At 35.6% G+C, this 22,966-nt stretch carries 24 protein-coding genes; 4 read left to right on the top strand and 20 right to left on the bottom strand.

All coding sequences use genetic code 11. The features are described from left to right. The first annotated feature begins 10 nt into the window (after positions 1 to 10). The gene (locus tag DW761_RS03480; RefSeq protein WP_117453027.1) at positions 11 to 709 is read left to right on the top strand and encodes a hypothetical protein; all 699 of its coding nucleotides are present in this window, start codon (positions 11 to 13) and stop codon (positions 707 to 709) included. Between the two features lie 83 nt (positions 710 to 792). On the opposite strand, the gene DW761_RS03475 is transcribed toward DW761_RS03480, so the two are convergent. From DW761_RS03475 to agaB, 3 genes are read right to left on the bottom strand one after another with little or no spacing between them, the layout of a single operon-like run. Further along, positions 793 to 1,701: a PTS system mannose/fructose/sorbose family transporter subunit IID gene (locus DW761_RS03475; protein WP_117453026.1), complete on the bottom strand. Its 909-nt coding sequence runs from the start codon at positions 1,699 to 1,701 to the stop codon at positions 793 to 795. After that, positions 1,691 to 2,497, bottom strand: a complete 807-nt coding sequence (locus tag DW761_RS03470; RefSeq protein WP_117453025.1) for a PTS mannose/fructose/sorbose/N-acetylgalactosamine transporter subunit IIC — start codon at positions 2,495 to 2,497, stop codon at positions 1,691 to 1,693. Before DW761_RS03470 ends, DW761_RS03475 begins: the two co-directional genes overlap by 11 nt. Positions 2,498 to 2,556: 59 nt before the next feature. Beyond that, positions 2,557 to 3,033 carry a PTS galactosamine transporter subunit IIB gene (gene agaB, locus DW761_RS03465; protein WP_117453024.1) on the bottom strand — a complete coding sequence of 159 codons (477 nt, stop codon included), beginning with the start codon at positions 3,031 to 3,033 and terminating at the stop codon, positions 2,557 to 2,559. Between the two features lie 419 nt (positions 3,034 to 3,452). Between agaB and DW761_RS03460 the strand changes: the two genes are divergently transcribed. Continuing rightward, positions 3,453 to 4,625, top strand: coding sequence for a helix-turn-helix transcriptional regulator (locus DW761_RS03460; RefSeq protein ID WP_117453023.1), 1,173 nt, complete (start codon positions 3,453 to 3,455; stop codon positions 4,623 to 4,625). An 87-nt stretch (positions 4,626 to 4,712) separates the two neighbouring features. Beyond that, positions 4,713 to 5,555 carry an SWIM zinc finger family protein gene (locus DW761_RS03455; protein ID WP_117453022.1) on the top strand — a complete coding sequence of 281 codons (843 nt, stop codon included), beginning with the start codon at positions 4,713 to 4,715 and terminating at the stop codon, positions 5,553 to 5,555. A gap of 29 nt (positions 5,556 to 5,584) precedes the next feature. Here DW761_RS03455 and yajC read toward each other — a convergent pair whose 3' ends face one another. From yajC to DW761_RS03440, 3 genes are read right to left on the bottom strand one after another with little or no spacing between them, the layout of a single operon-like run. After that, entirely contained in the window at positions 5,585 to 5,884 is a 300-nt protein-coding gene (gene yajC / locus DW761_RS03450) for a preprotein translocase subunit YajC (RefSeq protein ID WP_117453021.1), read from the bottom strand. A gap of 10 nt (positions 5,885 to 5,894) precedes the next feature. Continuing rightward, entirely contained in the window at positions 5,895 to 6,323 is a 429-nt protein-coding gene (gene agaF / locus DW761_RS03445) for a PTS galactosamine/N-acetylgalactosamine transporter subunit IIA (RefSeq protein ID WP_117453020.1), read from the bottom strand. Positions 6,324 to 6,354: 31 nt separating this feature from the next. Beyond that, the gene (locus DW761_RS03440; protein WP_117453019.1) at positions 6,355 to 7,533 is read right to left on the bottom strand and encodes an SIS domain-containing protein; all 1,179 of its coding nucleotides are present in this window, start codon (positions 7,531 to 7,533) and stop codon (positions 6,355 to 6,357) included. Between the two features lie 183 nt (positions 7,534 to 7,716). On the opposite strand from DW761_RS03440, the gene DW761_RS03435 reads away from it, so the two are divergent. Beyond that, positions 7,717 to 8,259 (top strand): hypothetical protein, encoded by a 543-nt coding sequence (locus DW761_RS03435; protein ID WP_117453018.1) that lies wholly within the window; start codon positions 7,717 to 7,719, stop codon positions 8,257 to 8,259. Positions 8,260 to 8,328: 69 nt separating this feature from the next. On the opposite strand, the gene DW761_RS03430 is transcribed toward DW761_RS03435, so the two are convergent. The 14 genes from DW761_RS03430 to DW761_RS03365 form a co-directional block, all read right to left on the bottom strand. Beyond that, positions 8,329 to 9,252 carry a GNAT family N-acetyltransferase gene (locus DW761_RS03430; RefSeq protein ID WP_233511803.1) on the bottom strand — a complete coding sequence of 308 codons (924 nt, stop codon included), beginning with the start codon at positions 9,250 to 9,252 and terminating at the stop codon, positions 8,329 to 8,331. Next, positions 9,236 to 9,514, bottom strand: coding sequence for a hypothetical protein (locus DW761_RS03425; RefSeq protein ID WP_117516426.1), 279 nt, complete (start codon positions 9,512 to 9,514; stop codon positions 9,236 to 9,238). The genes DW761_RS03430 and DW761_RS03425 overlap by 17 nt, the downstream gene beginning before the upstream one ends. A gap of 68 nt (positions 9,515 to 9,582) precedes the next feature. Next, positions 9,583 to 9,885 (bottom strand): helix-turn-helix domain-containing protein, encoded by a 303-nt coding sequence (locus DW761_RS03420; protein WP_233509486.1) that lies wholly within the window; start codon positions 9,883 to 9,885, stop codon positions 9,583 to 9,585. Between the two features lie 62 nt (positions 9,886 to 9,947). Then, positions 9,948 to 10,463 carry a nuclease gene (locus DW761_RS03415; protein WP_117516425.1) on the bottom strand — a complete coding sequence of 172 codons (516 nt, stop codon included), beginning with the start codon at positions 10,461 to 10,463 and terminating at the stop codon, positions 9,948 to 9,950. A 38-nt stretch (positions 10,464 to 10,501) separates the two neighbouring features. After that, entirely contained in the window at positions 10,502 to 11,443 is a 942-nt protein-coding gene (gene whiA / locus DW761_RS03410; protein ID WP_117453015.1) for a DNA-binding protein WhiA, read from the bottom strand. A gap of 2 nt (positions 11,444 to 11,445) precedes the next feature. Further along, positions 11,446 to 12,390 carry a gluconeogenesis factor YvcK family protein gene (locus DW761_RS03405; protein ID WP_117453014.1) on the bottom strand — a complete coding sequence of 315 codons (945 nt, stop codon included), beginning with the start codon at positions 12,388 to 12,390 and terminating at the stop codon, positions 11,446 to 11,448. Positions 12,391 to 12,394: 4 nt separating this feature from the next. Beyond that, positions 12,395 to 13,249 (bottom strand): RNase adapter RapZ, encoded by an 855-nt coding sequence (rapZ, locus tag DW761_RS03400; protein ID WP_117453013.1) that lies wholly within the window; start codon positions 13,247 to 13,249, stop codon positions 12,395 to 12,397. 70 nt (positions 13,250 to 13,319) lie between these two features. After that, complete coding sequence (locus DW761_RS03395) at positions 13,320 to 13,892, bottom strand: hypothetical protein (RefSeq protein WP_233513014.1); 573 nt, start codon at positions 13,890 to 13,892, stop codon at positions 13,320 to 13,322. Positions 13,893 to 14,091: 199 nt separating this feature from the next. Continuing rightward, entirely contained in the window at positions 14,092 to 15,012 is a 921-nt protein-coding gene (gene trxB / locus DW761_RS03390; RefSeq protein ID WP_117453011.1) for a thioredoxin-disulfide reductase, read from the bottom strand. Further along, entirely contained in the window at positions 14,991 to 16,463 is a 1,473-nt protein-coding gene (lgt, locus tag DW761_RS03385) for a prolipoprotein diacylglyceryl transferase (RefSeq protein WP_117516423.1), read from the bottom strand. The genes trxB and lgt overlap by 22 nt, the downstream gene beginning before the upstream one ends. A gap of 14 nt (positions 16,464 to 16,477) precedes the next feature. Beyond that, positions 16,478 to 17,422: an HPr(Ser) kinase/phosphatase gene (hprK, locus tag DW761_RS03380; RefSeq protein ID WP_117516422.1), complete on the bottom strand. Its 945-nt coding sequence runs from the start codon at positions 17,420 to 17,422 to the stop codon at positions 16,478 to 16,480. 4 nt (positions 17,423 to 17,426) lie between these two features. After that, on the bottom strand, positions 17,427 to 20,249 hold the full coding sequence (uvrA, locus tag DW761_RS03375) for an excinuclease ABC subunit UvrA (protein WP_117516421.1): 2,823 nt from the start codon (positions 20,247 to 20,249) through the stop codon (positions 17,427 to 17,429). 133 nt (positions 20,250 to 20,382) lie between these two features. Further along, positions 20,383 to 21,975 (bottom strand): ATP-binding protein, encoded by a 1,593-nt coding sequence (locus DW761_RS03370; RefSeq protein ID WP_117516420.1) that lies wholly within the window; start codon positions 21,973 to 21,975, stop codon positions 20,383 to 20,385. Between the two features lie 102 nt (positions 21,976 to 22,077). Then, positions 22,078 to 22,932: a DegV family protein gene (locus DW761_RS03365; protein ID WP_117516419.1), complete on the bottom strand. Its 855-nt coding sequence runs from the start codon at positions 22,930 to 22,932 to the stop codon at positions 22,078 to 22,080. Positions 22,933 to 22,966 lie beyond the last annotated feature (34 nt).

The raw sequence follows: 22,966 nt of genomic DNA, 5'->3' as shown, positions 1-22,966 counted from the left end.
GAATAAATCTATGAACCCAATTACGATTGCTTTGTTTATTATGATTGCATTGATTGCTCTTGTTTACTTAGGAATGAAACAATTTAGTTTAAATAACATGAAAAAAGCGTTAAACCGCCAAGATTATGAAACTGCAGTTAAAATATCTGATATGAAGGTAAGCAGAAGATTACTAGGTGAATTTGTATGTGATTTGCATAAAATCAGAGCTTACTATCTAGCAAAAGATGTAGAGAATTTTGATGAACTGCTAAATAAAATGATTCATAATTATAACTATGGCGATGAAAACAAAAAAGAATTTCTAACCACATATTATCATACTTTCCTTTTGAAAAAGAATCAAAAATATGCAGATCTTTTACTGGAAGGTATTAGAGAAACAAGAGATCAAAGATATATCGTTTATAATGAACAGGCATATGAGGTTGTATTCCATAAGCGTAGTGATTTATTAGAAATCATGGATCAACAGATAGATTCCAAGAAATATTATGGATTTCCTCTTGGTGTAATTGTTTATTATATGGCAATACAATACCTTTATCTTAATGATAAAGAGCATGCACTGATATATTTTAAAAATGCATTGGTTTGTTTTCATCCAAAATCAATATATGTGCCATTTGTAAAGGATTATATTAAACAATTAGAAGATGAGATCAGCGAAGAAAAAGCACGTATTGACGAAAGTATGACAACATATTAAATAAAATAAAGAGCCAAAATCGTAAGATTCTGACTCTTTTTTCATTAAGATAGATATAGTTAGAGAGCTATGGTAACTATAATTTACCCAATTACATTCCAAGGAACTGGAACTAATGGTGTATAAGTGCCAGCCCAGATACCGAAGATAGCTCCAACAATACCAATTACTAGGAATAATAAGATACATTTACTTGGTGTCCAGCCTTTTTTCTTGATTAAGAAATAGCACATTAATGTAAACAGTAATGGAATAATACAAGGCAAGATTTTATTCAAGTAATCCTGAATATTGATGAATACATCAACCATTTCACCAGTAGCAGCATCTAGTGTCTGACCATTTGGAATAGAGATACCTAATTTAGTTCCTCCACCATAGTTAGCAATCAATGCTCCAATTACGAATACACCAAGGATAGATGCAGCACGAGAGAATTCTTTCGCATTTGCTGTCATCATAGAAACAGCTTTTGTACCTAAGTTATAAGACCAATATAATAAGCCATAACGAAGAGCCATTTCAACACCGAAGGCAATAATGAAATACAGAATTGGTCCCATAATATTGTGGTCGATTGCCATGTTAGCAGTCATACCAGCAGTAATAGGAATTAGTGTAAACCAGAATAATGCATCACCAATACCACCTAATGGAGCTGCAGTAGAAATACGTACAGAACGAATTGTCTGAATATCCATTTTCTGCTGTTCCATAGATAATACCATACCCATAACGAATGTTACCGCAAATGGGTGAGTATTTAAGAAGTCCATATTGTGTGTCATAGATGCAGCTAAGTCATCTTTATTTGTATGGATTTTCTGTAAACCTGGTAAGATAGCCCACAACCATCCAGCTGATTGCATACGTTCGTAGTTGAACGCAGCCTGCAACTGCATAGAACGCCATACCATTTTATTTAAAGTTTTATTATCAAGTCTGGCAGCAGGAGTCGTATCTTTGTAAGTTGTCATAGCACTAGATTCCATCACTCATACCTCCCATTCCGTTTCCAGCATTTTCTTTAATTGCTTTCTGAGTCAAGAAGTCGTTCAGAGCGATAGCAATACCGATAAATGCTACTAAGATCAATGCAGCATCAGCAAGAGCTGGTATATTACCAAACAGTTGAACAAGTGCGAAACCTGCTAACAGATAACCCCACATGTCGTTTGATAACATGATCTTCAATAAGATAGCGAAACCTACGAAACGCATCATACCGCCGGCTGCAGCAAGACCACCCATTAACCAGCTAGCACTCTGCTGTAAGTTAGTTAATGTTTCAGCCATAGCTGTACCACCAGTGTAAGCAACAATAGCGATTACTGCGAATAATGTACCCATACCTGCCATAGAGATATTTAATACATTTGTAATTCCTTTAGGATTTGCTTCAGCAGCAGCTTTGTCAGCTTTTACCATTAATCCAGACATAACTGTAAACATGATTGTTACAACGAATTGTCCGAAAGTAGCGAAGATCATAGCTGTACCTAATGCAGCGTTTGTATCCATGTGCGCTTTTACAGCAAACACCATAGCTACAACACTACCGATAACGGCGTTAGGTGGCTGTGCCCCACCAACTGGCATGTTACCAATCATAATCAACTCATAAGCACCACCAACGGCTAAACCTGTAGGCATATCGCCAAGAATTAGACCGATAATTGGACAAGCGATGATTGGACGGTATACGATTTCTGTCAATGAGAACTGGTCGATTGCGAACAGGAATGTTACTACGGCCAATAAGACACATTCAATAATATTAAAGTCCATATTTTTCTCCTTTCATTACTTAATTTTTTCAATTAAATAATTTGAATTTTTTTTAATTCTTATTTAAATAATTTGTCAATTGATTCAGCTGCAGTGTCTGGAACACGTTTAATTTCCAGTTCTACACCTAAATCCTGTAACTCTTTGAAGCAAGCAACATCATCATCATTAACTGCTACTGATGTAGCCACCTGACGTTTACCCTCCGCCATGTGCATGTTTCCGATGTTTACTTTTTTAATTGGCACGCCGCCTTTCACTAGTCTTAATACATCCTGTGGATTTTCACAAATGATTGCGATTTTCTGTGCTGGACTAGCTTTGTCGATAATTGCACAAGTTTTTTCAATTGAGAAGAAACGTGTCTGTGCATAAGCTGGTGCAGCCATGTTCATCAATCCCTGACGGAATTCATCTTTAGATACTGCATCATTAGCAACCAACAATAAGTTAGCTCCTACAACTCCACACCACTGTGTAGCGACCTGTCCGTGAATTAAACGGTTGTCAATTCTTGTTAAAACGATATTTGGCATTTTTGCTCTCTCCCTTCTATCTTTTTTAACATGAACTTAATGCGTAAGCGATCTTTGATGAGGAAGATCTTTTACGAAAACCCTTTCATGAAGTTCATTAAAATTTTATGTCAAAACAAGTCAAAATGCTTTACACTTTTTATGTTTCGATTTGCACTTTTTAACAATTTAACATCTTTTTTTATATCAATTTAGACAAATTCAAAAAATTCTACATGCCGACCGCAAGATTTTACATATTCTTAAGGATTGTTAAGATTGCATGTATTTTTTTGTCTAAATCTATGATAATCTCATAAATGTAAACTCTTTCATCAACTTTTGAAAATTTGTAATAAAATTCTTATTTTTATGTTTCTTGCTTTTCTCTTTTCGGATGTTAAATTTTTTGATATACTTAAGGCAATGAGGTGATTTCGATGTTTAATAAAACTACCAGCTTTATTTTCAATCGTTATGGGGAAATCATAAACGATCTGTCACGCCTTCGCCAGAAAAAAATGAGTCATACGATTATCAAATTAAAGGATAAGGAATTTGATGTTTTTTATCAATATAATAAAGATGTATATATACGTGTTGAATCTGGTATCGTCATGCTTGTCGTCAGTAATGATGATACCTGTAAAGAATTTGAGCGATTTGTTATCCATCGTTTTATTAAAGTTAAAGCCGGTGTGAAATTCAATTTTCTTTGTATTTCCAATAATGCAAAAGTCATGATGGAAACAGATCCAAAAACCAAACGTACAACTGTAGATACTTTTGGAAAAATCCCAATTGTATATGAACCTATTACACCCTCCTTTGATATTAAAGAAATTCTTGGATATTATTATCAGGTACGTAATGCGAATTACACCTTCCCTGGAGAAAGCCACGATTATTGGGAGCTTACATTCATCGATAATGGTGAATTAGCAACAACCGTTGATGATGAACCTTATGAATTAGGTGAAATGGATTTAATCTTATTCTCGCCAGGGCAATATCACACACAAAAAACAGGGCATAGCCAGTCTGTATCTTACCTGACAATCCTATTTGATATGGAGATGGCTGATCCTTACTTAATAACAAATCGTGTATACCATGCACATCGTGATATTCACAATGCATTAAATGAATTTATCAAAGTAAGCAATAATGATATGATGTATGACAGTGAACTAATGCTATGTTATTTAAAAGAACTGATCATTCGTGTATTACAATATGATTTCTTAAATTCATCACCAATTGCTTCTACACCAATGCAGCAACGATTTGAAAATGAATTATTAAATGAGATTATCATTTATATCAATGATACGATATACGAGCAATTAACGATAGAAGAAATATGTCATAAGTTCTCCATATCACGAAGCAGTTTACAAACATTATTTAAAAACAATTTAAATGTTGCGCCAAAACAATATATCAGCGATTTAAAATTGAAGAAAAGCAAACTGTTGATCAAAGAAAGTATGTACACCATCAGTGAAATTGCCAGTATGCTGGGATTTACTAGCATTCATTACTTTTCAAGAAAATTTAAGCAGCAATATGGCATTACGCCTACAGACTATGCCAAAACAATTTACAATTAGACATGAATTTCATGTCTTTTTTTTCATTCTTACAAGAATGATGTAACAATATGCTATATACTTTAAATATAAGGAGGTATGCTCGAGATGAAAATCTATTTTGAAGATCAGTTCATGCCAGCTATATTAGAAAGAGGATATACCTATTTTTCAGAAAATCACGTACATGATGTAATTGTGGATGATAACACATATTCAGCTACAATATTGGGTAGTGAAATTTATGAAACATCTGTTACTGTGGAAAATAACACAGTAATATCCATGGAGTGTGATTGCCCTTTTGCAAGTGAGCATGGAAATTGTAAACATATGGCTGCTTTGTGTTATACCATCGAATCTTCGATAGTTGGAATAAAATATGAGGAACAAATCAAAAAATTAATTGCATCCTTAACTGAAGAAGAAATGTGCAATATATTAATTAAATTATGTAAAAAAGAGGAGAACTATGATATGGTGAAAAATATGCAAAAGCCACATGCTATCGATGATTTGTTACTACAACAGATTGACGATCTTTTGGAACAATTACAATACCCTTTGAATTATAATCAAATGATGAAGTGCTTTAATGAAACTGAAAAAATTATAAACAAACTACACAAATTGTCAACAGCTGATCAGTTTCCTTATCTGCTGTCATTGATGGAATTAAAAAATCTGGATGAGAATGAAAATTTCTATGAATTTTATGAAGAAGTAAAAGAAATGTTTTATGATGGAATTTATGATGAAGAACCAATATATTTAGATTGGTTCTGGGAACAAATGTCGCATCCATCCACATGCGATGATGATATCTGGGATATTTTCTATGAATTATTTGATACGGATACATGTATGATTCATTTGAAAAACATGTTGTCAAATTGCGAAAATAAGGAAGATAAGAAGATTTTACAACAGGCTATAGACTCCTGTAACTGAAAAAAACCGGCAATTATGCCGGTTTTTAATTATTTTGCTTTTTTGTTAGAAAGAACTTCGCTGACTGCAAGTTTTGAAATTGTGAATTCAACACCTTTTGAAACTTCTACATTTAGATATTCTTCTCCAACTTTTGTGATTTTTCCTTTGATTCCTCCAGAGAATAGCACTTCTTTGCCTACTTTCATGCTATCTAAGCGCTCAATCATTGCTGTTCTGCTCTTCTTCATTGCTCTTGCACTATAGATGTAATAGAAAATCAAGAACAAAATAATCATTACAACAATGGTAAAGCTTGACCAGAAGATTGTGTTCCAATCAAATGTCATACGCTACACCTTAAATGCCATCTTCAGGAATATCCTGTTCAACTGGTTTAAATTCATAACGAACAACCTGGTCTTTTCCTGTATTCATAGCCATTTCTGTAAGTGCAGGTAATTCTTCGATAAATTTACGTGCCATATTTACTTCAATCATCATTGGAAGGTTAGTTCCTGCCAATACTTCAACATTACCCTTTGGATAACCAATAGTAACAGCTGTTTTAAATGGAGAACCTCCACCTAAATCAGATAATACTAAGATTCCTTCACAGTCTTTCAATTCATCAAAAGCTTTGTTTAATTCTCTTTCCAGATCTTCTACTGAATATTCTGGTAAAAAGTCTACTGCAACATATTTTTCTGGATCTCCTGCAATTAATTTTAATGAACTAGTAAGTCCTGTTGCAAAATTTCCGTGTCCTGTAACGATTAATCCGATCATATAATATCCTCGCTTTCTTATTTGATTTTTCTTACGCTTTTGTGTATGGGTGTAAAATAACACCTTTTACTACACGGTTTACTTCTCCACTTGGACATGGATTGTCTGGTGTAATACCATAAGATAATGATTTAAACAATGCCAATACCTGTGCAGCTGTAATATAATCAAATCCTAACAACATATTGTCGTGTTCTTCATTTAATTCAAATGCATATGCATAATCTACTAATTCAGCTACTTCTTTATCCATCTTGTTCATGATTGCAACAATTTTGTTACCTTTACGCTGAGCGCTCATTTCTTTGATTAAGTCAACTTCATACTGACGAGTGTATGCGTTGTCACTTACATAGATAACAGTTAATGTTTCATCATTGATGATAGATTTAGGTCCATGACGGAAACCCATAGGTGTATCAAACATTGTAGCAACTTTACCAGCAGTTAATTCCAGCATTTTTAGCTGAGATTCCTGTGCAATACCTTTTAAAGCATTTGCACCAAGGTAAACAATACGGTTAAAGTTATAATCTTTTACGATATTTGCAAAGAATCCATAATCATTTGCTAATGATTTTTCAGCAGTTGTAATTACATCTTCTAATTCTGCTTTTACAGCATCTAAATTGTCTAAGCAGAAGCATAATAATGTAGCAAGCATCATATTTGAGAAGCTTGAAGTCATAGCAAAACTCTGGTCGTGAGTTTCAGGAGTTAAGTTAATTGCAAATGCATTATCGCGTTTTTCAGCAGCTTTACTTAATGCTCCTTCATGGTTACAAGTTACAAATAAATGATAAACGTTATTGCCACATACTTCATCAGCAACATCAACAGCACCTACGGATTCAGGAGAGTTTCCACTACGTCCAAAGCTAATCAAAAGTGTTGGTTTATTCTGTGATAAGTAGTTTTCAGGAGTAGCAACGATATCTGTTGTACCAAAAGATTTTGTTTTGTAGTTTGTCAATTTGTTCAGGTAAGAATAAAGTGCATTTCCAACGAATTCACTTGTTCCAGCACCTGTAAGAATAATGTCGTAATCTTCATTTTTCGTTACGTTTTCGATGAATGCCTTTAATGCATCCTTATTGTCTTCGATTTGTTTGATTGTCTTTCTCCAAGTAGCTGGCTGCTGGTTAATCTCCGTTGCAGTAAAGATTCCTTTCAAACTTTCCCATTCTGTGTTGTCTTTTCCAAAAATCATGTTCATCGCTCCTTTTCTATGAAATCCTTTTCATTACGTCTTCATTATAAAACAATGGTTGTAAAAAAACAACGGATGAAATAAATCATTACTAATTTGTGCAAAATAATTATTAATTTATAGACTGGTTTTGCTAGACGAATAAAAGGTTTACATATATAATGATACCTAGAGGTGAATAAAATGGCGAGAAAAGGTAATAAATATCAAAAAGATGATAAATTAAAATTAGGTGGCATTCATATTTATGAAGATAGTCATGGACGCGCTGTGTATTATGATGTTTTCACAAAATGCGGATATGTGCTGGATGATCGTGAACAGGCTTATCGTCCCTATGCAATGCGTTTTGTAATCGGTATATTTGCGGCAGTATTAACTTATATGTTTGAGCTTCCTTTATGGATGTGTCTTGGACTTGGTGTTGTCGCATATGGTGTCATGGAAGTAAAATTCCGTAAGTTCTTAAAAACTGTGCCACAAATGATTGATTTCAAACCAAAGAAACGTATTGGTCTTGTGGAAAGTGCCGCAGACGACACAAAAAACAGAATTTTATTGAAAGTGTTGCTGTATTTTGCATTGGCAGTATTGATCATATTAAATGCTTATCAACAAAAATTCACTGGCTTTATGCTGGGATTAAATTATTTAATCTCTGTATTTGGTGTTGTATTTGGTATTATTCAGATTATGGCATTTGTTAAAAAAGGAAAAGAAGCATAAAACAATAGAGGTGACAGTTAATTTACGCTGTCACCTTTTCTATAAACAAAAAGCCTTCAAAATGAGGCTTTAATAGTATTCATGAAGCCATAATGGCTTTTTTAAGATTTCAAATGCTTCTCTTGCATTTTTTACCTGCTTATTAAAATATTTATTAAATAATTCATAATTGTTTACCCGTACCATCATAAATCCCTGTTTTTTGGGTATCGCAAGAGGAAATATCTTTTCTAAATGTTCTTTCTCGCTCACTTCAATTAAAATTTCTCTTTCAGGTTCACTGATTGCTTTCAACATTCTCATCAATGAGATACTATCCTGATAGATAGCTTCTTTAACCTGTATTTCATCTTTGATGATCTGATAGATCAAATACCCACACACGCCCTGTACAGGGTCACGATAAACAACCATGCGTTTTTCTTTTAATTCCAGCTCCTCTAATAAACGTTCATAATATGCAAGATCACGTATATAATACCCATCAAACTTCACAATAAAGCGTTTATATGCATACAACAATTGAGAAGCAGTTGCTTCTTTTTGCGTATGTAAACAGCTAACTTTATTTAATTCTTCCGATTTGATCAAAAAATGACGGTGTGCATATACTGTTTCAAAACCATATGGTGCATAAAGTTTTGGATTAAATGCTTTAATGAAGGTAAATAAATAGTTATGACTAGTTTCATCAAGTGCTGCCTCCATTAAGGTACGCATGTGTCCTCGTCGACGATAATCTGGCAGGGTGCTTACGCCAAGCAGGTATGCGATCGCAATCTTGCGAGCGCCAAATGAAATCACATGTTCATTCATTTGAATGGATGATATTACTTTATTGTCCTGTTCCTGTAGTAGACAGGTGCCCTGATCAAACAGGGTTTTGAAATAATAAGTCAGATAATTTTGGTTCTGGCTGGGATAGCTGGCTTTCCATAGCTCATAGACCTGTTTTTTATCATCTATCGATGCTTCTTTAATCATCACTGTCATCTACACTCTCTGTATATTCTACATCGATGATGTCATCGCTTGATGATGAAGAATGATAATATCCAGTATCATTGCGATCATCATAATAGGTTTGATCTTGTTCCATTTCATCCAGCTGTTTTTTTACTTTATGTCTTGCGTAAATACCATATATCAAAACAGCAATCACCAAAATCGCAAGCCCTGTTAATAAAATAGGGGCAATCCAGATAACTACCGCAATAATTGCGACAAATATTAATAATGAAATCAAAGTTTCCATATATCCACCAACTTTCTGTTTTTATTATACAGGAAACCTGTAAGATTGACAAACAAAGAGAGAGTATTTCACTCCCTCCAATTAAAAAATTCTTTTTCATGCACTTCCAGTGCTTTTGCAATCGTTTCTATTACCCGTAACGTGACATTTCGTTTTCCGTGTTCTATTTCCGAAATGTAATTCTGATGGAGGCCACATCTTTTGGCTAATTCCACCTGCGTAATACAACGTTTTCTTCTTAAGAGCTTTACATTCACTCCAAAGCGGGCTTCAATACGCATGGGTGTTTCTATAATGTCTTCTTGTTTCTGCTTACAGTTCTTCAACTCCTTTGGCAAAGCAGAGGAAGTGACCAGTGGTTTATGTTCCATAGTCCTCCCTTACCTTTCTTTAGTCGTATTGTAACATAAAACAGCCAAAAGAAAAACTATTTTTAATCATTTTTTTGCTTTTTTTTGTGTAAAAAAATGAACAGAAAAATACACCATACACAGGATAGTATAAAAAGGAAAATTGGTGCATTTTTCGCATGTGCCTTCTTAACAATAGGATCACTTTCAGGTGCCATAACGGTATCTGTTTTCTCTACATCTTCCATTTGTTTTTCATAAGTATATTCTGGATTTCTAATCTGGATATATGCCTCTTGCTGCTTGATGAGTTCTTCCTGCACAAGGGTATCATCCGCAAACAGATAGACTGGAAGAGGCGATGTAATTGCACTGGATGGATCTATTTCAATTGTGATTTTTTTCGCTGATGACAACAGGTCACAGGTTTTATTCCAGCCAGCTTCATCTTTCATTTTGATGTTGAATAATGCAACAGGTACTTCTTCACCCTGAAGTTTTAATATGATTTCTTCGCTTTTACAAGAAACAAGCTCACCATGATAGCTGGTGGCATGAAGAAAAGGAAAAAGCGCTAGTAACAGTAGGATTTTTTTCATAAGTTTCACCCTTACTATTCTGCGCCTTTTTTCTTATTTTATACTTTACTGCGGTATTGCTCCGCCATATCTTTGATTTTTGCCAAACGATGCTTCATCCCTGACTTGGAAATAGATTCTCCATATTCCTGTTCACAGAATTCACAAAGCTCCACAAGACTTGCCTCTGGCAGTTGTTTTCTTGCATTGACTACATGCTGCAGCTTTTCTGGTAAAGAGTCAATGCCCTGATAATTTTCAATCCATTCAATATCTTCCAACTGCTTCTTGCCAGCTGCCATACTCTTCATCTCATTGGCCAGTTCACAGTTATCTAAACGTGTTAAAGAATTCATGAAATCCCGCTGGATACGACTGTCCTCAAAGGCAAACAGTGCATCACTTGCGCCAATACAACGAAGGAAATCACCAATCTTATCACTAGCTTTTAAATATACAACTTCCTGATTTCTGCGTTTGATATATTTTGCAGGCATATCAAAGCGAAGCATAAGTTTTTGAATAAACTTCGCTAAAGATAAAGATGTTGTACTGATCTCTAAATGATAATTGCTTTTATTGGGTGAATTTACACTTCCTCCCGCAAGGAAGGCACCTGCTAAATATGCTCTGGCACAACATTCCTTTCGCACCATTTTTGCGCTAGGATGCTCTTGCAGACCATCATCTGTCAATATTTCCAAATCACGCAGGATTTCCATTGCTTTATTTTTCACACGGATCATATAAACATTGTTTTTCTTTAATTTCATCTTTTTCAAGACAGATAGCTGTGTATCTACCTGATACATCTCTTTTAACATTTTAAAGATACGTTTTGCGGTATTTGCATTCTCTGTTTGTACATGTATCTGCATACCTTCACTTGTGAAATTCATCGTCGCACACATTTGAATCAATGCGGTCAATTCCGCTTTCTTACAACAAGCATGCAGCTCATTTCCTGCTATTTCGGCTTTTACTTCCGTAGTAAATGACATAGTTATTCATCCTTATCTAACCATTCCTGAATCACATCACGAATCTTATTGGAATCATGACGGATCAGTTCATCTTCAAATGATAAAACATCTCTTTCCAATATCTTATAGGGATGATTTTCTTCTGCGATTTTCACAGGTTCACTTCCCATTTCTTTATATTTATATAAGATTTCTTCACTTGCACGATTGGTATGGGTAATAACCACATCAACCGCACCTGGAAAGCTGTGTTTTTCAATTGCTCTTACATGATCTTCCAGTGAGAAACCATCTGTTTCTCCCGGCTGTGTCATGGCATTACAAAAATATATTTTTTTGGCTTTATTCATACGTACTTCTTCACTGATGCCATCCACAATCAAATTAGGCATGATTGACGTATATAAACTGCCAATCCCATATACGATCAAATCTGCTTCATGTATCGCCTGTAAAGCTTCTGTTGTCGGCTCTACCTTGGTTTCATAAAAGACATGATCAATATGGTTATTGAAAGCTGGTATATTGCTTTCTCCACGTACAATCGTACCTTCCTCCATCATCGCATATAAAGTGATGATATCCAAAGATGAAGGTATGATTTCACCTTTTACATTTAAGAATTTTGAGAAGGTGCGAATAGCTTCCATAAAACTGCCTGTCGTCTGCGTTAAAGCGGTCAATATCAGATTTCCCAGATTATGTCCGCCAACATCGCTTTCCTCTCCATCAAAACGAAAATTCATCAGACTGGTAAAAATCGTTTCCTCCTGTGCCATGGCGCACATGACATTACGTACATCTCCCATAGCCGGGATATGAAACTGACGGCGTATTCTCCCAGTACTTCCACCATCATCCGCTACTGTAACGATTGCACTCAGATTGATATCCTTGATTTGTTTCAATCCACGCATCATTACAGAAAGGCCGGTTCCTCCTCCGATTACTACAACGTTTTTCATCTAGTTATCCCACTTTCTTGTCCCTATGTGACTTATAGCAGTGAAACTGATCTTTATAATGATCATACAGCCAGTTGGTGATAGATACACTGCGGTGATGTCCACCCGTACATCCGATACCAATCGTTAAATGGTTTTTCTTTTCATTCTTATACTGTACAAACATATAATCCAGGAATGCTTTCAGTTGTCTAATGAATTCCTTCGTCTGATCAAAGCTCATCACATATTCATAGACAGGTGCGTCATCTCCTGTCTGATTTTTCAGTTCTTCTATATAATATGGATTTGGTAAGAATCTGACATCAAAAATAAGATCCGCATCTAATGGAACCCCATGTTTATATCCAAAGGATACAAAGGAAATAGAGAATACTTCATGACTGTTTAAAGAAAGTTTTTCCATCAGGACGGTTTTTAATTCCTGCTGGGATAACTTGGTGGTATCAATATGCAATACCGCACGTTCATTTAATGCATCAAACATATCACGTTCAACTTCTATCGCTTCTTCCAGCGTATTCGCTTTCTTGAATAACATCATTGGATGATGTCTTCTTGTAAATTTATAACGCAGCAGCAGCTTATCATTGCTGGCATCTAAGAATACCACACGTACATTCACATCAATATTTTCAAAATACTGAAGAAATTTAGGATAATCTAGTGCTGTTGTTGCCAATGCGATATTGGTATATCTTGGATCTGGTTTTGTATTTATGATTTCACCTAAAGAATCAATCAGCTGAACAGGAAAATTATCAATACAATGATATCCCATATCCTCCAAGATATTCATCGCAGTCGTTTTTCCGGCTCCTGACATTCCGGTTATCAATACAACATTCTGTTCGTTCATAAGGATCACCTCACCATAAGTTTACCACATGCGTGTAAGATGTGCCATATTTAATCTGATGTAATATGGATTATTGAATATCTGTGATGCTGTATTTCCCATTTTGTTTTTGTATTATAAAAATTTTTTCACACACTTCATACACCGACTGATCAATTGCTTTCTTCATTTCTTTGATCAGATATGGCGCCTGTTTAATTCTGGCAAAACGTTCCATTTCCTGCATATCTCCATGATCTCTAATCTGGATTATTTCTTTAAGATTACGCTCATCCTGCATAATACAACGTGCTATTCCATCATAATCAATGGCCTCTACATAATTTTGAAAGGATTTCGCACTGGCGATTTCCATCTGTACAAGTATCTGAAAAGTATCATCCTTGGCTGTATAAGATTCTATATGCCATGTTCGATATAAGTGTCCATATAAATAATGAATAAGCTTTTCAGCTTCTTTTGCGGTTTCTTCTCCATACATATCCTGATTAAGAAATTCGCGATAGCCATCATATAAGGAATCTAACAATGCCTGATATGTTTTAAAACAGGATTCACTCATCAACACTTGTAAGCCTTCCATGCTGCCTGCCTGTATATTTGTGAAAAAGTTTTCCACAACTTGAATTTCTGGTAGTTTCATTTGCATTTTAGAATATATCATGCCACATTACACCTTTCTTTTAAAAACTGGAATTTGCATTATCATATCATAAATTCAAGCTAAGGAACATAAAAATCGAAAAATTTGGATATCATGAGATAAATTGTAAGAATTTCGTAAAAAAATGATGTCCATATCCAAAACATGAAGAAAGCATCCGATAGGGATGCTTAAGAAATTATAGTTTTTTGATTTCGTGAAATGCGTGCTGTGCCGCAATTGCGCCATCATTTGTTGCTGTGACCACCTGACGCAGTTTCTTATCAATAACATCTCCGGCACCATAGATGCCTTTGACTTTTGTTTCACAGTTTTCATCAACAATCATATATCCTGCTTCATTTAATACTGGCAGACCTTCTAAGAAAGATGTTGCTGGATCTAATCCGATATATGGGAAGATTCCATGTGTTTTAATTTCTGTTTGTACATGTGTATCTACATTTTCCACAACTAGACCAATCACACGTTTTCCATCATCTACCACTTTTATCGGGATATGTTTTGTGACAATCGTGATTTTAGGATTCTTTTTAATCGTTTCCTGTACAATACTGTCTGCACGGAATACATCTCTTCTTATAACAATGTTAACACGTGATGCAAACTGTGTCAGATAATTTGCTTCTTCTAATGCAGAATTGCCACCACCAATGACTACAACCTCTTGATCTTTAAAAAATGCTCCATCGCATACCGCACAATAGCTGACCCCACGACCAACATTTTCTTCTTCTCCTGGAATATGCATCATACGTTCCTGAGTACCAGTAGCAACGATTACCGCTTTTGCTTCATAAATATTGCCATCATCACAAATAACTTTTTTGTATTCGCCATCTTCTACTTTTACTACATTGCCATAAAGATATTCTGCGCCAAACGCTGTAGAATGTTCAAACATATCACTTGCAAGTTTTGCACCATTCGTACTTGTGATACCCGGCCAATTGCTGATTTCATATGTTTTCACAAGTTTTCCACCCGGTGCACCCATTTCCAGCATTGCTGTTTTTAAACCAGCTCTTGAACCATAGATAGCCGCAGACATTCCTGCCGGTCCTGCACCAATGATAATTAAATCGTAACGTCGCTCCATTCGTGATCCTCCTTTACCAGAGTTATTAACTCCTGCATATCGTTTATGATAGCACATGGATGTGTATCCTGCATTTGTTTTGCTCTTGATTTATCCAGCACAAATGCCACAGAGAAAGCACCCATTCGTTTTGCTGCTTCTATATCTGTTGGTGAATCCCCAACATAGATGACATCATCATGAGAACGTGGAATCATGGCGCAAGCCTTTAAGATCCCACTTGGATCAGGTTTTGGCTTAGCCACATCTTCTCCACCTAATACAACTGTAAAATAAGAAGTAAGACCAGCACTTTCTAGCCCCATCATCACAACATCTTTTAATTTATTGCTCATTACCGCAACATCATAGCCCTGCTCCTTTAGATAATTCAATACCTGTTTCACATGTGGTACTTCTTTTATATACTCATCATGATACTGGTGGTTAAATTCACGATAATATGCAATAATTTCATCTACCTGACTGGCATCAAAATATCGTAAGAAACTGTCTTTTAAGGTTGGTCCTAAAAAGCTTTGCAGTTCTTCTTCACTTAGGGTATAACCTGGCTTAAATTTTTCAAAAGTATGCCTAAAACTTGCGTAAATTAAATCTTTTGTATCCACCAGAGTGCCATCTAAATCAAATACCACAACAGGTTTTGCTTTTTTAAACAGCCATAAGTTATGAAACAGCTTATCCCATACACCCAGTATTCCACATAAACCGATTACGATTCCCACAATCGATACTACCTGTGCAATACGTAATGGTCCTAACATCAAAGAATCTGTACGCATGCCTTCCACAAAGAAACGCACCATACCATACCATGTTAGATAAGCCCATGCCATATCTCCACGTTTTTTACGTCCGTATTTTTTATAAACAAAGGAAATTAAGAAGAATCCAATCAGATTGCCAATACTTTCAAATAGGAATGTAGGCTGACGATAATGTCCGTCAATATACATATTGTCTTTGATAAAAGCTGGAAAATGATCATAGAAGGAATCCGCAACGATTCCACCATATGCTTCATGATTCATAAAGTTTCCCCAACGGCCAATTGCCTGTGCTAGCATTACATTAGGAAATATCGCATCCGCAACACGCAGTCCATTGATACAATGTTTTTTAAAGTACCATACACCAAACAATACACCGGCAATCAAGCCTCCATGTATTGCCAATCCACCTTCCCATATATAGAATGCATGAATTGGATTTGCGGCATACTGATTACTCCATTCAAAAATTACATAATAAATTCTTGCGCCAATAATACTGATTGGCAGCATCATGATAAAGAAATTTAGAAACAGATCTTCATCATATCCCCATTTTTTTAACTGGCGAATAGATAAATGATACGCCAGGAATGCCCCTGTTAAAATAATGACAGCATACCAGGTCACACGAAGCGGTCCTATGGTTAATACTGTTTGCATATCTGGAAATAATGACATGACGTTCCTCCTGTCTATTGTGCATTTTTGTTCTTTTCAATATAATCCAATACACGTTGTTCAAATTCTTTAGCGCTATCCATTCCCATTTCGGATAACATATAATTAGTTACCGCTGACTCAATAATGACGGCCATAGAACGACCTTCTCTGACTGGGACAACGATTTTAGGAATATCCACTCCCAGAATATTTTCGTGTTTCTTTTCTTCAATACCCACACGATCATAATCCTGATCAGGTTTCCACATTTCTAAATTTACCTGGAAATCCACCTGTGTTTTTGGAAGCACAGAACTTACGCCAAACATGCGGGCAACATTGATGATCCCGATTCCTCGTATTTCCAGCATCCCACTTAACAGCTCTGGCGCTTTTCCCACAATCTTATTGTGGATACGATAACAATCTACACGATCATCTGCGACTAATAAATGTCCGCGTTTGATTAACTCCAGTGCAATTTCACTTTTTCCCATGCCGCTTTCTCCACGAATCAGCACGCCTTTTCCATAGATGGATAATAACCCTCCATGCAGACATTGAGAACTGGCTAGTTTTTCATCCAAAAACGCTACCAGATCTACAATTAAACGTGTTGTCGCAGACTCAGAACTTAAGACTGGGAAATTTTTGCGTTTCGCACAACGTTTTAATACATCCGGGCATTTGTGTCCTTTTGTGATAATAATCGCCGGTGTAATTTCATTGGTGATAAAATCAAAAGCTTTGCGTTGTTTTTGTACACTCATTGTTGAGATATAGGCGATTTCTTTATCCCCTAGTACAACAAGACGCTTTACCTGACTGTTTTCAAAAAAGCCGGCAAGCTCTAAACCAGGACGATTGGTATCAGCCATGACAATCTGACGATTCAGGCTTTCTTCATCTCCTGTAATCTGTTCAAAGTCAAAGGCCTCCACCAGCGCTTTGACGGATACACTTGTTATTTCTTCCATATCGTTATCCTTTCTGCAGTACCTTTTTTAAATACTGACCGGTAAAGCTTTCTGCCACTTCCGCTACCTGCTCCGGTGTTCCAGTTGCGATAATGCTTCCACCATCATCTCCACCTTCCGGACCAATATCTATAATATAATCTGCGCATTTGATGACATCCAGGTTATGTTCAATGACTAAGACAGTATCTCCGTTTTCCACAATACGCTGTAAAACTTCTAATAACCGCTTCACATCATGCGTATGTAATCCAGTTGTTGGCTCATCTAGAATAAACAATGTTTTTCCTGTCGCTTTACGTTGCAGCTCACTGGCAAGTTTTACACGCTGTGCTTCTCCACCAGATAAACTTGTGGCACTTTGTCCAAGTTTGATATAGCCAAGTCCTACATCCTTCAATGTCTGTAGTTTATGTTTGATTTTAGATACATTAGAGAAGAATTCCAATGCTTCATCTACTGTCATTTCCAAAACATCATAAATATTTTTACCTTTATACGTTACCTGCAAAGTTTCTTCATTATAACGTTTTCCACCACATTCCTCACAAGGCACATATACATCAGGTAAAAAATGCATAGAAATACGCAGGATGCCATCCCCTTGACATGCCTCACAACGACCGCCTTTCACGTTAAAAGAGAAACGTCCCTTTTCATAACCACGCATTTTCGCTTCTGGTGTATGCGTGAATAATTCACGAATATCATCAAATACTCCGGTATATGTGGCAGGATTACTTCTTGGCGTTCTACCGATTGGATCCTGTGAGATGTCAATCAGTTTATCGATATAATCGATGCCTTTGATTTTTTTATGTTTTCCTGGTTTAATGCGTGTTCTTCCCAGAGCATGCATAATGCCTTTACTCAATACTTCATTCACCAAAGAACTTTTTCCACTGCCACTGACACCAGTCACAACGATAAAAGAACCTAATGGAAATTTAACATTTACATTCTTCAGGTTATTTTCACAAGCACCCATGACTTCTAATTTCTTGCCATTGCCTTTTCTGCGTTTCGCAGGTATTTCAATCTTCATTTTTCCACTCAGGTACTGTCCTGTGATAGAATCAGGATTTGCCATAACTTCCTCAGGTGTACCAGCAGCTACAACATTGCCACCATGAATACCAGCACCTGGTCCTATATCGATAATATAATCACTTGCACGCATGGTATCTTCATCATGCTCTACAACAATCAAAGAATTGCCCAAATCACGCATATCCTTTAACGAATTGATCAAACGATCATTATCACGCTGATGTAAACCAATACTTGGCTCATCCAGCACATATAATACACCACTTAAATGAGAACCAATTTGTGTAGCCAGACGAATACGCTGCGCTTCTCCACCAGATAAAGTTCCCGCTAAACGATCAAGTGTAATATATCCCAGTCCAACATTGTTTAAAAAAGTCAAACGCTCTCTGATTTCTTTCACAATCAGTTTTGCGATTTCTTCCTGCTGTTTTGTTAATGTTAATTCATTCATAAATGTGATTGCATTGACAATCGACATCTGTGTCCATTCATATATGTTTTTACCACCAACCATAACACTCAATGCTTGTGGATTTAAACGTTTTCCACCACATGTAGGACATGGTGCTTCCGCTAAGAAGGTCGCATACCACTCACGTGACATCGTAGAACTTGTTTCCATATAACGGCGTTCAATCAATGTACACACACCTTCAATAAATTCTGTTTTCTTTGTGACATTGCCACTGCGACTTGCCAATTTATAACTAATCAAATCTTTAGAGCCATATAACATCACATCCATCTGTGCTTTACTTAAGTCTTTTAGCGGTGTATCAATACTGATATCATAATAATCCAGCAATGCCTTAAAACGCTGCCATTCCAGATTTTCTGTATTTACGATATTTTTATAATAAACAATACCGCCTTCACGAATTGATTTACTACGATCAGGAATCAGATAATCCAAATCTACCTTCTGTGTAATACCTAAACCTTTACATGTATCACATGCGCCAAATGGTGCATTAAATGAAAATAAACGTGGTTCCAAACGTGGCACAGAAAAACCACAATATTTACAGGAATAATTGCTGGAAAATAACATCTCCTGATCATGATAGGCAACAATTGCCAAACCATCACTTAGTTTCAACGCTGTTTCTAAAGAATCATGTAAACGAGAACGATCATTTCCTTTTACGATACGATCGATTACCACATCCACATTATGCTTTTTATTTTTTTCTAAAGCTTCCACATCTTCCAAAAGTTTTAATTCCCCATCCACACGGACACGGATATAACCTTCTTTTTGAAGATTTTCAAACAAATCTTTTTGTGTACCTTTTTTTCCATGAACAATAGGAGATAAAATTGTTAATCGTGTTTTATCTTCCAACTCCATTACTTTGTCTACCATCTGTTTAATGGTCTGTGATGTAATAGGTTCATGATGGGTAGGACAATAAGGTACCCCTACACGTGCATATAAAAGACGTAAATAATCATAAATTTCAGTCACAGTACCCACGGTAGAACGTGGATTATTGCTGGTTGTTTTCTGATCAATAGAAATAGATGGTGATAATCCTTCAATAGAATCTACATCCGGCTTTTCACTTCCACCTAAAAACTGTCTGGCATATGCACTTAAACTTTCCACATAACGACGCTGCCCTTCAGCATAAATCGTATCAAACGCCAAAGAGGTCTTTCCTGAACCGGAAACACCAGTCATAATAACAAACTTATCTCTTGGAACCTTGATATCAATGTTCTTTAGATTATTCTCTCTGGCACCTTTTATATCTATATAATCATGTTTCATAATGGTAACCTCCAAACTTCTCTACTATTATACATTAGTCTTACCCAAAATTCCTATGATTTGACAATTTATTTTTGAGAACAATGTAAAAAAGACAGGGAAATAACTTTTGTAACCCCTGTCAGTTATATTCTTATGATTTTCGTTTATATCTTCGATTACGATTAGCCCCCAGCGTTTCGACCTTACCTGATTCAATCAACGCTTTCATCAAAACCTTAACACGTGTTTCTTTCAGAGAAAGCAATTCACAAAATTCTATTAAACGATATTCCAAACCTGTTTCCATATAATCTAAGATTGCCTGTTGATATGTTTGTGTTTTCGACGTTACATCTTTTTTTATCGTCACTTTTTTATCGTCACTTTTTTCTTTAGGCACATGATATTCTGTTTCTGTTTCTTTGATAAGCATAGTGCTATCATCTGTAAATACTGTTTTTTTACGCTTATCGCCACTTTTTATCGTCACTTTTTTATCATCACTTTTTATCGTCACATTTCTTTTTGATAACGGCAGAGTCAAGATCGTACGGTTGGGATGAAATTGTTCTTCAATCATGGGCGTATCAAAATTTTCATTTTCCCACACCTGGAAGATATCAGGCACACCACTCCCTGCTCTTTCTCCAATTTTGATAAGATTAAACATTTTCATCAAAAGCTTATTTCTAGGATCGGATATACCACCTCGTATCATTTGCTGTTTTCCGGTTCTTATATCCCCGGGATTTTCGATAATAATTTGATCACTGCTTTTTTTGATCACGATTCCACGTTTTCCATAATAATCTGTATTGATAATACAATTTGCCAACGCTTCTCTTATCGCTTTATGGACCATCGTATCATCTATACGGTTTCCATGCTCAATTTGAAAAGGTACTTTAACATCTTTTGTTAGTTTATGATATACTCTAAAGTAAAAATCAAATAGATTACCCGTCCAATCTCCTGAATTTGAATGCATGCGATCTGTCCATCGAATGGTTGGATCCAGCAATTCCTGATAATCTAAAAAATATTCAGGAAATTCTCTTACGATGCAGTATTCTTCTCCAAACATCAATAAGCCTGCTGCTGTAGGATGTAACTTTTTATCATTTCTAGTTTCAGCAATCGCACCGATTCTTTGAAGATATTCATCTTTTTCCAGTTTTTCCCAAGGATGATGATGACTCAACAGAATATGCCGGTTACGATACGCTTTTATTGTATCCTCATTCAAAACATCAATATCAAAATAATCTAAGACTTTCATGTCCATTGTTTCTTCAGGCTGATCACGAAGCATCGCCATAACTTCATCTTTTGTACAACGATAATCTCCTTCATAATTTCTTCGATAAGTTCCTTTAAACATATCACCATTAATATAAATTGGCCGTTCATCTCTACCTGCTTTTGGTATATAAATTACCATGATAATGTTTCCATCTTGTTCATATATTTCAATATCATCATCACGTAATAAATTCATACTTACTTTTTGTCTATTATTTATAATATTCCAAAATTCTTTTAGTAATTTTGAAGAATCTGCTAAACCAGAAGCATGCCATGAACCATTTTTATTCTCTTCTACACCTAATATAATGACACCACCATTAGAATTCGCAAAAGAAGAATAAGTTTCCCATAAACTTTGTGGCAAACCGTTTTTGGCTTTTTTTACTTCATAACGATTATTTTCTCTATATTCATAAAATTTTTCAATTTGAAACATAACATCACCTCCATATTCTTTATACCTTATGTATGCTTAGTATACCATATTTTTATACCCTTGCAAGCTAAAAAAAGAAGAGCTTTACGCTCTTCACATTTCTTAATCTTTGATCATTTTAAAATACTGTACCGCCTGACAGCCTCTGCCGGTGTGAACACCAACAACGCTAACCAATTTGATGATCTGATGCTTGGCATTAGGAAAAGCCGCTTTGATTTTTTCCATATATACATCAGCTTCTTTTGCGTCATCCGCATGTGCTACGGTAATCAGATAAGAATCATCCACATGTTCCTTTTTCATAATCTCTATGACATTATCCATAGCACGATGCATTGTTCTTACTTTATCCGCAACATCTATTTTTCCATGTGTTTCCTGATTGATCTTCAAAATTGGTTTGATTTTCAATAAGCCGCCAAGTGTTGCGGCAAGTGGCGTTAAACGACCGCCACGTTTTAAATGCTGAAGATCATTTGGTAAAAGGATAGTATTGGTTGTATCTACAATTCTTCCCAATACTGCTTTAATTTCTTCCATGCTTTTGCCATCTTCAAATAAAGCCTTTGCCACTTTGATCATATATTCCTGCACAACTGCAGTTACATGGCAATCTACATATTCAAATACAATACCTAATTGTTCACAACACATCGCCATTGCATTGATCGTACCACTTAATCCACTACAAATTGGTACAGCGAAAATACGTTCATATCCTTCTTCTTTTAATTTAGAAAATAATTCTTCTATTTTACCTAATGATGGTAAAGAAGTAGATAACATCTGTCCATCCTTCATTAAAGCATATACTTCATCTATTGTAATATCTTCCTGATCATGAAAGTTTTTACCATCATAACTTACCTGTAAAGGCACACTATAAATCCCATCTGCCATCAGTTGTTCAACGCTTTTCCCACAACCACTATCTGTCACAAATGCTGTTTTCATTTGATTCAACCTCCCATTTTATAATTTATATTAT

It is taken from the genome of Absiella sp. AM29-15 (assembly GCF_003434225.1).
In the GTDB taxonomy this organism is placed as follows: Bacteria; Bacillota_I; Bacilli_A; order Erysipelotrichales; family Erysipelotrichaceae; genus Hoskinsella; species Hoskinsella hominis.
The sequence above is the reverse complement of the archived record's forward strand: the minus strand, read 5'-3'. Positions and strand labels throughout refer to the sequence as shown.

Bases quoted from the DNA above. Each gene is read 5' to 3' on its own strand.
- DW761_RS03480 (WP_117453027.1), top strand. From the start codon at position 11: ATGAACCCAATTACGATTGCTTTGTTTATTATGATTGCATTGATTGCT.
- DW761_RS03475 (WP_117453026.1), bottom strand. From the start codon at position 1,701: ATGGAATCTAGTGCTATGACAACTTACAAAGATACGACTCCTGCTGCC.
- DW761_RS03470 (WP_117453025.1), bottom strand. From the start codon at position 2,497: ATGGACTTTAATATTATTGAATGTGTCTTATTGGCCGTAGTAACATTC.
- agaB (WP_117453024.1), bottom strand. From the start codon at position 3,033: ATGCCAAATATCGTTTTAACAAGAATTGACAACCGTTTAATTCACGGA.
- DW761_RS03460 (WP_117453023.1), top strand. From the start codon at position 3,453: ATGTTTAATAAAACTACCAGCTTTATTTTCAATCGTTATGGGGAAATC.
- DW761_RS03455 (WP_117453022.1), top strand. From the start codon at position 4,713: ATGAAAATCTATTTTGAAGATCAGTTCATGCCAGCTATATTAGAAAGA.
- yajC (WP_117453021.1), bottom strand. From the start codon at position 5,884: ATGACATTTGATTGGAACACAATCTTCTGGTCAAGCTTTACCATTGTT.
- agaF (WP_117453020.1), bottom strand. From the start codon at position 6,323: ATGATCGGATTAATCGTTACAGGACACGGAAATTTTGCAACAGGACTT.
- DW761_RS03440 (WP_117453019.1), bottom strand. From the start codon at position 7,533: ATGATTTTTGGAAAAGACAACACAGAATGGGAAAGTTTGAAAGGAATC.
- DW761_RS03435 (WP_117453018.1), top strand. From the start codon at position 7,717: ATGGCGAGAAAAGGTAATAAATATCAAAAAGATGATAAATTAAAATTA.
- DW761_RS03430 (WP_233511803.1), bottom strand. From the start codon at position 9,252: ATGACAGTGATGATTAAAGAAGCATCGATAGATGATAAAAAACAGGTC.
- DW761_RS03425 (WP_117516426.1), bottom strand. From the start codon at position 9,514: ATGGAAACTTTGATTTCATTATTAATATTTGTCGCAATTATTGCGGTA.
- DW761_RS03420 (WP_233509486.1), bottom strand. From the start codon at position 9,885: ATGGAACATAAACCACTGGTCACTTCCTCTGCTTTGCCAAAGGAGTTG.
- DW761_RS03415 (WP_117516425.1), bottom strand. From the start codon at position 10,463: ATGAAAAAAATCCTACTGTTACTAGCGCTTTTTCCTTTTCTTCATGCC.
- whiA (WP_117453015.1), bottom strand. From the start codon at position 11,443: ATGTCATTTACTACGGAAGTAAAAGCCGAAATAGCAGGAAATGAGCTG.
- DW761_RS03405 (WP_117453014.1), bottom strand. From the start codon at position 12,390: ATGAAAAACGTTGTAGTAATCGGAGGAGGAACCGGCCTTTCTGTAATG.
- rapZ (WP_117453013.1), bottom strand. From the start codon at position 13,249: ATGAACGAACAGAATGTTGTATTGATAACCGGAATGTCAGGAGCCGGA.
- DW761_RS03395 (WP_233513014.1), bottom strand. From the start codon at position 13,892: ATGAAACTACCAGAAATTCAAGTTGTGGAAAACTTTTTCACAAATATA.
- trxB (WP_117453011.1), bottom strand. From the start codon at position 15,012: ATGGAGCGACGTTACGATTTAATTATCATTGGTGCAGGACCGGCAGGA.
- lgt (WP_117516423.1), bottom strand. From the start codon at position 16,463: ATGTCATTATTTCCAGATATGCAAACAGTATTAACCATAGGACCGCTT.
- hprK (WP_117516422.1), bottom strand. From the start codon at position 17,422: ATGGAAGAAATAACAAGTGTATCCGTCAAAGCGCTGGTGGAGGCCTTT.
- uvrA (WP_117516421.1), bottom strand. From the start codon at position 20,249: ATGAAACATGATTATATAGATATAAAAGGTGCCAGAGAGAATAATCTA.
- DW761_RS03370 (WP_117516420.1), bottom strand. From the start codon at position 21,975: ATGTTTCAAATTGAAAAATTTTATGAATATAGAGAAAATAATCGTTAT.
- DW761_RS03365 (WP_117516419.1), bottom strand. From the start codon at position 22,932: ATGAAAACAGCATTTGTGACAGATAGTGGTTGTGGGAAAAGCGTTGAA.